At 69.2% G+C, this 10,606-nt stretch carries 7 protein-coding genes and 1 pseudogene; 6 read left to right on the top strand and 2 right to left on the bottom strand.

Annotated elements, in window-relative coordinates; genetic code table 11:
• Positions 1-140 precede the first annotated feature (140 nt).
• Both HUA76_RS14505 and HUA76_RS14500 read left to right on the top strand, forming a co-directional pair.
• Positions 141-944: an alpha/beta fold hydrolase gene (locus HUA76_RS14505; protein WP_174461167.1), complete on the top strand. Its 804-nt coding sequence runs from the start codon at positions 141-143 to the stop codon at positions 942-944.
• A complete protein-coding gene (locus HUA76_RS14500; protein WP_174461166.1) occupies positions 941-3,442 on the top strand; it encodes an ATP-binding protein in 2,502 nt (833 codons plus the stop codon). Before HUA76_RS14505 ends, HUA76_RS14500 begins: the two co-directional genes overlap by 4 nt.
• A 1-nt stretch (position 3,443) precedes the next feature.
• On the opposite strand, the gene HUA76_RS14495 is transcribed toward HUA76_RS14500, so the two are convergent.
• Both HUA76_RS14495 and HUA76_RS14490 read right to left on the bottom strand, forming a co-directional pair.
• Positions 3,444-5,114, bottom strand: a complete 1,671-nt coding sequence (locus tag HUA76_RS14495; protein ID WP_174461165.1) for a condensation domain-containing protein — start codon at positions 5,112-5,114, stop codon at positions 3,444-3,446.
• Between the two features lie 74 nt (positions 5,115-5,188).
• On the bottom strand, positions 5,189-5,575 hold the full coding sequence (locus HUA76_RS14490; protein WP_217439563.1) for a hypothetical protein: 387 nt from the start codon (positions 5,573-5,575) through the stop codon (positions 5,189-5,191).
• Between the two features lie 50 nt (positions 5,576-5,625).
• Here HUA76_RS14490 and HUA76_RS14485 point away from each other — a divergent pair.
• From HUA76_RS14485 to HUA76_RS14470, 4 genes and pseudogenes are all read left to right on the top strand, one after another.
• Positions 5,626-6,021: pseudogene (locus tag HUA76_RS14485) on the top strand (FAD-dependent monooxygenase); the annotation flags it as partial.
• 74 nt (positions 6,022-6,095) lie between these two features.
• Entirely contained in the window at positions 6,096-7,700 is a 1,605-nt protein-coding gene (locus tag HUA76_RS14480; RefSeq protein WP_371823472.1) for a hypothetical protein, read from the top strand.
• Positions 7,701-7,774: 74 nt separating this feature from the next.
• On the top strand, positions 7,775-8,425 hold the full coding sequence (locus HUA76_RS14475; protein WP_141642538.1) for a carbonic anhydrase: 651 nt from the start codon (positions 7,775-7,777) through the stop codon (positions 8,423-8,425).
• An 83-nt stretch (positions 8,426-8,508) separates the two neighbouring features.
• Complete coding sequence (locus HUA76_RS14470; RefSeq protein ID WP_174461163.1) at positions 8,509-10,560, top strand: glycoside hydrolase family 71 protein; 2,052 nt, start codon at positions 8,509-8,511, stop codon at positions 10,558-10,560.
• Positions 10,561-10,606: the final 46 nt, after the last annotated feature.

Below are 10,606 nucleotides of genomic sequence, written 5' to 3'. Positions count from 1 at the left end.
GCGGAGGCAGCAGCGGCGCCACACGCTGCCAGAAGGCGTCGGGAACGAGTTCGCGGACCATGCACTCAAGCTGGGGATGCCCTTCGTCGGTGGCCACCCCAGCCCTGACTTTTGTTAGGTCCTCTTAGACTGGGCCAGCCATGTCCAAGACGGTCCTCACTCGAAACAATGTGCAGGTCGTCGGCAGGGGCGACGACGTGCTCGTGCTCGCCCACGGCTTCGGCAACAATCAGAAAGCGTGGCACAACCAGGTGCGTGCCTTCGAGGATACGCACCGCATCGTCCTGTTCGACCATGTGGGCGCCCTGGGCTCGGATTTGGAGGCCTACAGTCCGCATCGCTACGCGAGCCTGGAGAGCTACTCGCTGGACTTGATTGAGGTGCTGGAGGCCGTCCAGGCGCGCGATGTCTTCTACGTGGGCCACTCCATGAGCGGGATGATTGGCCTGCTGGCGGGGCTGGTCCGTCCGGAGCTCTTCCGCTCCATGCTCTTCATCAGCGCGTCGCCGCGCTACATGAACGCCCCCAACTACCTGGGCGGCTTCGAGCGGCCGGACATCGACGCGCTGTACGAGACCATCGAGAAACACTTCGACGCGTGGGCCAGCGGCTTCGCGCAGGCCGCCGTGGGCCCCTCCGCGACACCCGAGATGGTCCGGGCCTTCGCCGAGTCCCTCGTCGCGCTGCGGCCCGACATCGCCATCGGCGTGATTCGCATCATCTTCGAGTCCGACTTCCGCGAGCAGGTCGCCCGACTCACCATTCCGGCCTGGGTCGTCCAGCCGCTCAACGACTTCGCCGTCCCGAACAGCGTGGGCGAATACCTGGCGAAGAGCCTGCCCCAGGGGCAGCTTCACCACGTCCCCAATCAGGGACACCTGCCGCACCTGACCGCGCCCCACGAGGTCAACACGCTCATCGCCAAGGCACTCGCCGCCTCGTGAGTCTGTCGCGGAAGGACGCCTCCGACCCGGGTGAGCCCCCGGGACCACCGAGCGTGGACCCCTCGGTGACGGAGCTGATGGTGGCCTCGGTGAAGGCCCTGTCCCTCCGGGATGGCGGTCAGCTCGCGAGGGTGCTGGAGGTGGTGCGCCAGGCCTGTCGCGCGGACGTGGCCGTCAGCCTGCGCCGCATCGACGCTGTCACGGTCTTCGAGCTGGCGGGCACCCCCGCCACGCGCCCCCGGCTGGCCCACCTGGGAGAGCTGCTCTTCCGAGGGGTGCTGGGCGAAGCGGAGTGGCGCTTCTTCGAGCCGAGCCCCACGGACCTGGCGCTTCCGGCGCCCCTGCGCGGGGCCATGGCCGTGCTGCCGTGGCAGTCCGTCGATGACCGCAAGGGAGGCCTCGTCCTGCTTCGCCAGGACCCCTCGCCCTTCACGTCCGCCGAGCAGCAAGCCCTCCGGGCCTTGTCCGGGCTCCTGCTCACCGCCGCGCGCGAGTGTGATTTGGAAGGCGCGACGGAGACGCTGCGCGCGCGCGTGGACTCCATCACCGACGCGGTGCCCTGCGGGCTCGTCTTCCTGGAGCAGAACCGCGTGGAGACGTGGGTGAACAAGCCGGGTGCCACGCTGCTCGGCCTTCCGGAGGGACAGGTGGCCGCCCACCTCATGTCCCGCGCCATGGCCACCCTGCGTGAGCGCGCGACGAACCGCGCGCGAATCGAGGAGCGGATGGCGCGCATGTTCGACGGCAGCGAGCCGGAGCTGCGCAACATGCTCTGGCACTTCGAGTCACCGCACCAGACGCTGTCCGTCTCCTGCGTCCCCGCGCGCCGAGGCTCCGCGCGCGGCCGGCTGTGGGCCTTCCTCGACGTCACCGAGGCCCAGGACGCCCTCTCCGCGATGGGCGAGAAGAACGTGGCCCTGGACGCGGCGCGCGCGGAGGCCGACGCGGCCAATGCCGCCAAGTCCAGCTTCCTGGCCAACATGAGCCACGAGATTCGCACGCCCATGAATGGCGTGCTCGGCATGGCCCAGCTCCTGCGCGACACGTCGCTCACCGAGGAGCAGCAGGAGTGCGTCGACGTCATCCACACCAGCGGCGACGCGCTGCTGCGCCTCATCAACGACCTGCTCGACTTCTCCAAGATTGAAGCCGGCGCCTTCGAACTCGACAGTCAGTCCTTCTCGCTGCGCCAGGGCCTCAAGGAGTGCATGGGACTGCTGAGCCCCCAGGCGTCCACCCGGGGGCTCTACCTGCGGCACTCGGTGGACGAGGACGTGCACGACGCATTGCTTGGCGACAAGACGCGACTGCGGCAGGTCATCGTCAACCTGGTGGGCAACGCGCTCAAGTTCACCCACGAGGGCGGCGTCTCCGTCCACGTCTCGAAGGGAGAGGCGCCCCCCGACGCCGAAGCGAAGAGCTGGCCGTTGCGCATCACCATCCAGGACACGGGCATCGGCATCCCCACCGAGCGAATGAATCGGCTCTTCCGCTCGTTCAGCCAGGTGGATGCGTCGACGAGCCGCCACTACGGCGGCACGGGCCTGGGGCTCGCCATCAGCCTGCGGCTGGCGGAGATGATGGGCGGCACCATCCGCGTCCAGAGCACCGTGGGCGTGGGCTCCACCTTCACGCTCGAAGTCGTCCTCAAGGAAGGACAGGTGGTCCCCACGCGACCCACCGTCGAGCTGGACGGCACCCTGGGCAAGCGCCTGCCGCTGCGCATCCTGTTGGTGGAGGACAACCCCATCAACCAGAAGGTCGGCCTGCGCCTGTTCAAGAAGCTGGGCTACGAGGCCGACGTCGCGGGCAATGGCGAGGAGTCGCTCGGCGCGCTGGAGCGCGAGCCATATGACGTCGTCTTCATGGACGTCCACATGCCCCAGATGGATGGCCTGGAGGCCACCCGGCGCATCCGCGCGGACGCGCGGCGCTATGGAAACCCTCGCATCATCGCGATGACGGCGAGTGTCATCCAGGGAGACCAGGAGCTGTGTCTCCAGGCGGGGATGAACGACTTCGTGACCAAGCCCGTGGAGGCGTCGGTGCTGGTGGCGGCGCTGGAGAACGCGGCGGAGGCACCTCGCTTCGCACCGCCTCCCGCGCCCCCCGCCGTCGCGTTCGACCCGGCCGCCTTCCAACGACTGGAGCTGCTCACCGGCCCGGACCGGAGCGAACTTGCCACGCTGGTGCGCGACTTCCTGCGCAACGCCGACAAGCACCTGTCAGCGTTCCGTCTCGCCCTGGAGGAGAACGACGCGGCCGCGCTGACCCGGCACGCGCACAGCCTGCGCTCCAGCGCGGCCCTGTTCGGCGCGGCGCGCCTCTCGCGGACCTGCGAGGAGCTGGAGGCCCGCTCACAGCAGGAGCCGCCGGAGCACCTGAGCGCGCAAGTGGACTCCGCCCTGCGCGACTTCGAGGAGGCCCGCCAGGCCTTGATGGAGGCCGTGCCCGAGGCCTGTCCCGTGGGGACACCGCCTTCGGACTCCAGCGCTTGAGTCACCCGAACGGCGCGGCGACCCCGGGAGGCAGCAGGTCATCGAGCCGCGCATCGGGCGTCTCCACGACGCGGCCCAGCAGGTGGCGGAAGCGCTCCGCGAGCTGTTCAACTTCCACGGGCTTGAACACGTCAGCGGCGTACTCGAAGGCGCCCCGCAGGCCTCCCTCGTCCTCGCGCAACAGCAACGTCAGCTCATGGCGGGCCGTGCCGGGGACGGACGCATCCGGCGTGTCCGACAACAGCGTGCAGCACAGGCCGGGAATGGTCAGCTCGAAGGTGGCCAGACTCTCGAACACGCATGCGGCCCGCACCCTCGGCGGCGCGCCCCCGGCGTCGCGGACGTGCCGCACCACCTCGTCGAACGGCAGCTCCTGATGACTCAGGTCCTCCGTGGTGCGGACGCGGTGGCGCGCCAGCAACTCCCGGAACGAGGGGTTGCCCGTCAGGTCACACCGGAGCGCCACGGTGTTGGCGAGATACCCCACCACGTCGCGAAGCTCGCGCCGCCCCCGGTTCGCCACCACGGTGCCCAGCAGCACATCCTCCTGGCCCGCAAGCGAGCGCAGCAGCACGGCGAAGGCGGCCGAGAGGGCGGTGAACAACGTCGCGCCTTCCCTGCTCGCCAGCGCCTTCCAGGCCGACGTCAGGGCCACGGGAACCTCGAAACAGACCAGTCCTCCCAGCCGCGGGTCCTCGGCATCGGCGTTCCTCGACGCGAGCGTCAGGGCGGGCACCCCGTCCAGCCGCGCGCGCCAGTACTCACGCTGCCGCTGCGCTGCCTCTCCGGAGAGCCACGCATGCTCCCAGCGCGCCACGTCCGCCACCTGACGCGACGGTGGGGCCAGCGGCGACGGCACGCCCGCATGGAAGACGCGATACAGGGACGCCAGTTCCCGACCGAACACGCCGAGCGAGGACCCATCCGTGATGAGCTGATGCTGCGTCACCAACAACACATGGGTCTGGTCCGCCAGCACGACCAGGGCCGTGCGAATCAGCGGTCCGGCCTGGAGGTCGAAGGGCGTGCGCCCCTGCGCCTCATGGAGTGTCCGGAAGGACGCGGAGCCCAGGGCCCCTCCCAGGTCCCCGTCCAGCTCCGCGCGCAGGTCCACGACAGGCATCTCCAGCCGCGACGGTGATGCCACCACCTGCGTCAGCCGCCCGTCCTGTTCGTGAAACGTCGTCCGGAACGACTCATGCCGTCGCACGATTTCCTGGAGGCTGAGCCTGAGGGAGTCGACATCCAGCGGACCGTCGAATCGCAGCCCCAGGTGGACATGGAAGCGAGCACTTCCCGACTGGAGCTTGTTGAGTCGCCAGAGCTGCTGCTGGCCCAGGGACGCGGGAGTCGCACCGCCGGACGCCCGCGTCGACTCGGTGGACTCGCTCGGAGGTGCCTGGGCGAACAGGTCTCCCGGCGAAGCCAGGGCACGAGCCAGGGCTTCGATGGAGCGCTGCTCCCAGAGGAAGGACAGGGTGAGCGGCAAACCCAACCACTGCTCCAGGTCATGCGCCAGGGAGATGGCCCCCATGGAGTCGAGCCCCTGCTCCACCAGGGGACGCCGCGTGTCGATGGAGGCCGCGGGCATCTGCCAGTAGAGGGCGAGCCACTCCACCACCCAGCCCTCGATGGTCACATTGTGAGCAGGCAGCCGGGATTCGTTCTTCACGCAAGCACTTCCACTCCAGTTGAGGTGGGTGCGTGACCGGGCGACGTCAAGGACTGCTTCCAATAGTCTGACATTCAGGCGTGCACGAGCAGACGCGGCCCGCCACCGGGCGTCACCTGCCAATCCCTCCCGTTCCGATACACGCGCGCCCAGGTGCTCCACGGTCCAGGGTCGCTGTCCAATGCCTTGCGGAAGGCCCCACGCGGCTCACCGTGCCTGGCGAAGCGCGCGTCGAAGTCGGAGTCCACCAGCGCGTCCACCGCCCGGGCCACCTGGGGAAAACGCGACGTGGCGAACGCCCGCATCCGCTCGGCCACTGGAGGGCCCTCGCCCTGCTGAGCACCGAAGGCCTGCTCCTCGATGGTGAACCCGAGCACGTCGTCGAGCAACGCGAAGGTGGCCTGGCCCGCCTCCTGCCTCGCCCTCACCCACGCGCACGGCAACGCCGTCATCGTCCCCATGGGGGACGGCATCATCGCGGACGCCCGGCGCGAGCACACGCCCCTCAAGCAGCCGCTCCCCCCTGGACGAGCTGCGGGCGAGCCTCACGCGCGTGGCGGGCTCCGACTTCGGGATGCGAGAGCCCCGGTGGCTGTCGCGCTTCGGCAACGAGACGCGGCTGGCGGAGGCGTACCGGCAAGGCCGCGTGCTGCTCGCCGGTGACGCCACTCGCCGAGCACCTCGGAGGACTCGATGTCGCCTACCCGGACGCGCCCGTGCCTTCACCCCACCGGGCCCTGCCCTCACTGCCGGGTTGGACGCGCGGGGGCCGCCCTGCACGCGAATCGCTGCCCCCACCCGCCCACCCGACGGGAGCCCGCGCCAGGCTGGACACCGAGGCTGGAGGTGCTGGAACTCGACATTTCCGACGACGCCACCCCGCTCCACGGCCTGGGAGGGCTGCTGATTCGTCCAGAGGGACACGCCGCATGGGCCTGGGCGGCCGGGCGGTGAAGTCGTTGTGGGACGTTTCACTCTGGCGTGAGACTTCACGCATACCGAGACGCGTCATACGACTCTGCTAGGCTCGCGAGCCTTCAGAGGTTCCCCCTGCAGACACGCATCACGACAGGTGCCTTCCGAGCACTGGGTACGGCCGCCCTGCTCTTCCTGCTTCCCTGGGTCGTCTATGGCAGCGCCATCTCCCTGGACTATGGCCTGCGCGACGACTACGCGATTCTGAGGGAGGCCCGCGAGGAGCCTGGGAAGATTCTGCGGGTGTGCGGCGCCATGGGCCGTCCGCTGTACGGCTGGCTCCTGGAGCGCTCCACGCGTGAAGTCGACGACGTGGATGGGCTGGGCGGCCTGCGGGCCCTGGGCGTGCTGGGGCTGGCCCTGCTGTCGCTCGCGCTCTACCTCCTGTTCCGGGCCGAAGGGTGGCGGAGGTCTCCCGCCGCGCTGCTCGCCGCCTTCCTCATCGTGCTTCCCTCCGCGCAGGTGGTCGCCAGTTGGAGCATCTGCTGGCCCCAGGCGGTGGCGCTGCTCTTGAGCGTGGGGGCGTTCGCCCTGGCGCGAAGAGGCGTGGGCACCTCGACGGGCGGGGCGCGGAGCGTGTCCTGGTGCGTGGGCGGGGTAGTGGCCCTGGCCGCGTCGACGCTCATCTATCAGGCGAGCGGTCCGTTCTACGCGGTGCTGCTCGCGGCGGCGCTGGTGACGCGGCGCTTCGACGACGTGCGCGCGTCCGCGCGCTGGCTCGCGAGCCACGTGCTCGTCGTGGGCGGGGGACTGGGGCTGGCGTATGTCGTCACCCGGATGACGTTCGCGCTGGGGGTGTTCACCCCGTCGCCGCGCATGGTGCTGGAGCGGCACTTCGTGGCCAAGGCGGTCTGGTTCGTCACCCAGGTGCTGCCCAATGCCCTGGCGCTGAATGCGCTCAACGACACGGACGCCGCGCCCTCGTGGGGGTACTGGCCCATGGTGGGCGTGACGCTGACGGTGCTCGCGCTGGGGCTCGTCGTCGAGGGGCGTCGCACGGGACGCGTCGGCGTGGGGACGTGGGTGGTGGCGCTCGTGGGCCTGTCGGGCGTCGCGTACTGCGCGAGCCTGCTCGCCAGCGAGCGGTGGCCCACGTACCGCACCCTCTATGCCCTCACGGGGGTGTGGAGCGTGTTCTTCTTCGCCGCGATGGTGAAGCTGGGGGACCGGTTTCCCACGCGGGGACCTCGCGTGGCCGTGGCGTTGCTGGGCGGGTTCGTCGCGGTGAGCGCCCTGCTCGCGCATCAGCAGTCCGTGGAACTGTTCGCGGTGCCGCAGGAGCGGGAGCTGGCGCTGATGCGGCAGGGGGCCTCCGCCATCGTCCCCGCGCGCAAGCCGCGCGTCTTCGTCCTCACCGCGCGGCAGGGAGACTCCGCCGCGTCCCAGCGCTATCTGGACGAGTTCGGCTCCGTGTCCGTCGACACCGAGTGGGTGGCCAAGGAGCTGCTCGCCACCGCCGTCCGGGAGCGCTTCCCCCAGGAGAAGGACACGCGGAGCCTCTACCGCTTCGCCGCGGGTCCCGTCCTGCCCGAGTCCCGCGCGTACGACATCCTCGTCGACATGCGCCAGCTGAGGGCTTCGCCGCCCAGGCTCATCCAGCTCGCCCGCTGAGGCGTGTCCACCGCGAACCGGAAATGACACGTCCCCGTTGACGCGGGGGCGCAGGGGCGGCATGCACCGGGACCGTGCCCTCCTACGAAAAGATTTTCGAGAACAACCGCCGCTGGTCCGCCGACAAGACGAAGGACGACCCGCAGTACTTCGAGCGTCTGTCCGCGGAACACAACCCGGAGTACCTCTACATCGGCTGCTCCGACAGCCGGGTGCCCGCCAACGAAATCATGGGCGTGGAGCCCGGGGACGTCTTCGTCCACCGCAACGTCGCGAACCTGGTCAACAACGTCGACCTGAACGTGATGTCGGTCATCAACTACGCGGTCCGCCACCTGTCGGTGAAGCGCATCATCGTCTGCGGCCACTACGGCTGTCAGGGCGTGAAGGCGGCCATGCAGCCCAAGGATTTGGGCATCCTCAACCCGTGGCTGCGCAACGTGCGCGACGTCTACCGGCTCCACAAGGCGGAGCTGAACACGTTCACGGACCCCGAGGCCCGCTACGCGCGGCTCGTGGAGCTGAACGTCACCGAGCAGTGCATCAGCATCGTCAAGACGGCCGCCGTGCAGCGCAGCTACGTGGAGAAGGGCTTCCCCACCGTGCACGGCTGGGTGTTCGACATGCGCACCGGCCTGTTGAGGGACCTGGAGCTGGACTTCCCCAAGCTGCTGCGCGACGTGCAGGAGGTCTACAACCTCACCGACAAGGACTCGATTTTCTAGCTGGGACAAGACAGAGCGTTGCTTGTTATCAATGGATTGGAAGTCTTCCGGTTTTTACACACCCCCTGGAAGACGACACCTCCATGCTCTCCACACCCCCTCGTCGAGCGGTCTGCCTTGCGTTGTTCCTTCCCTTCCTCGGAGCCTGCGGCCCCGCCTCCCGGCCCGAGGAAGCCCCACCGCCTTCCACGACAACGGAGGCGGGCCTCCAGGTCAGCACGCTCGTCGCACCGGGCAGCGTGTGGAGATATCGCGACACGGGCGTGGACCCGGGCGCGGGCTGGACGGCGGTGGGCTACACGGACACGGCGTGGAAGCAGGGCTCCGCGCAGCTCGGCTACGGCGACGGTGATGAGGCGACGGTCGTCTCCTACGGACCCAGCACGTCGTCGCGCTACGTGACGACCTGGCTGCGCGGGACGTTCACCGTCGCGGACCCTTCCCGGGTGAGCAACATGGTGCTGCGGCTGCTGCGCGATGACGGCGCCATCGTCTACCTGAACGGGCAGGAGGTCCTTCGCAGCAACCTGCCCGCGGGCACGGTGACGGCGTCGACGCTGGCGAGCACCGTCATCGCCGACAGCGCCGAGCTGACCTGGCACAGCGCCTCCGTGTCCGCCGCGCTCCTCACCTCGGGCACCAACGTGCTCGCGGTGGAGGTGCACCAGTCCACGCTCAACTCGTCGGACCTGAGCTTTGACCTGGAGCTGACCGCGGACGTCGCCGCCGCGCCCGCCACGCCGTGCTGGCCATTGGACCTGCCGGCCCTGAGCACGCTGCGCGCATCACCGAAGAAGGTCTTCGCGCACTACTTCTCGCCCTACCCGCTCTCCCTCGACAACCGGGAGCCGTCGGTTGACTACTACGCGCGCCACTACCTGGTGCCCACCGGGGAGAACTCCAAGTTCGCGTACTGCGGCGGGCTGCTCAAGCAGCGGCCCCTGCCCCAGGCACCTCGCGCTGCGGGCGTGGACTACGAGCTGGCGAACTTCGAACTGGAGGTGCGTCGCGCCTCGGCGCTGGGCCTGGACGGCTTCACCTACGACATCCTCAACCACACCGGCACGCACTGGAACCGCCTGCTGAAGCTGCTGCAGGCCGCGAGCAACGTCGACAGCGGGTTCCGCATCGTCCTCATGCCGGACCTGACCTCCACCTACTCGGGCACCGACGCGGAGGCGCTCACGGCGTTCGTGAACTCCATCGCATCGGTGGCCTCGCACCCGGCGGTGTATCACCTGGACGATGGGCGGCTGCTGCTCGCGCCGTACTACGCCGACAAGCGCACGCCGCAGTGGTGGGCCTCCGTCGTCCAGGCCCTCCAGGCACGCGGAATCCCCTCGGCGCTGTGGCCCGTGTACGTCAACCCGTGGGTGGCGCAGACGAACGCACTCAAGGCGGTGGTGCCGTTGCATGGCACGTCCACCTGGGGCAGCCGGACGCTCTCCGGCGCCTCGGGGCAGTTGGCCAACCCCGGCACGGCGCACGGCATGGGGCTCCAGTGGATGGCACCGGTGGCCTTGCAGGACTCCCGCCCCAAGGACCTCGTCTACACGGAGGCGAACAACTCGCAGGCGCTCCGGGCCCTGTGGAGCGCGGCCATCCAGGGCGGCGCGGACTGGGTGCAGCTCATCACGTGGAATGACTATTCGGAGGCGACGGAGTTCTCCCCGTCCTCCGGCACGCAGTGGGCCGCCTTCGACCTGACGGCGTATTATACCGCGTGGTTCAAGACAGGCGTGCAGCCGCCCATCGTCCGGGATGGGTTGTATTATTTCCACCGGCGGCACTCGACGAGCGCGGCGCCGGACCTGACGAAGCAGAGCGCCGTCTACCGGCTGGTGAATGGCGCGCCCGCGGTGAACGAAATCGAGCTGCTCGCGTTCCTGACGGCGCCGGCGACGCTGGAAATCGAGCTGGCGGGCAGCGTTCAGCGCACGAACGTGGCGGCGGGAATCCAGTCGTTCCGAGTCCCGCTCCAGCAGGGGACGCCGAGCTTCCGGTTGGTGCGCAATGGCGCCACGGTGGCCTCCGTGACGAGCGCCTTCCCCATCAACAACACCATCGTCTACCAGGACATGCTGTACCGCGCGGGAGGAAGCCTCTCCTGTGACCGCTCGCCCTTCCTCCCCTGAGGTCACTCGCGGGTGACGTGAGTCACGGCGTCACCTGGGTCGGCCG

It is taken from the genome of Myxococcus sp. CA056, assembly GCF_013336715.1.
GTDB lineage: Bacteria > Myxococcota > Myxococcia > Myxococcales > Myxococcaceae > Myxococcus > Myxococcus llanfairpwllgwyngyllgogerychwyrndrobwllllantysiliogogogochensis.
The sequence above is the reverse complement of the archived record's forward strand: the minus strand, read 5'-3'. Positions and strand labels throughout refer to the sequence as shown.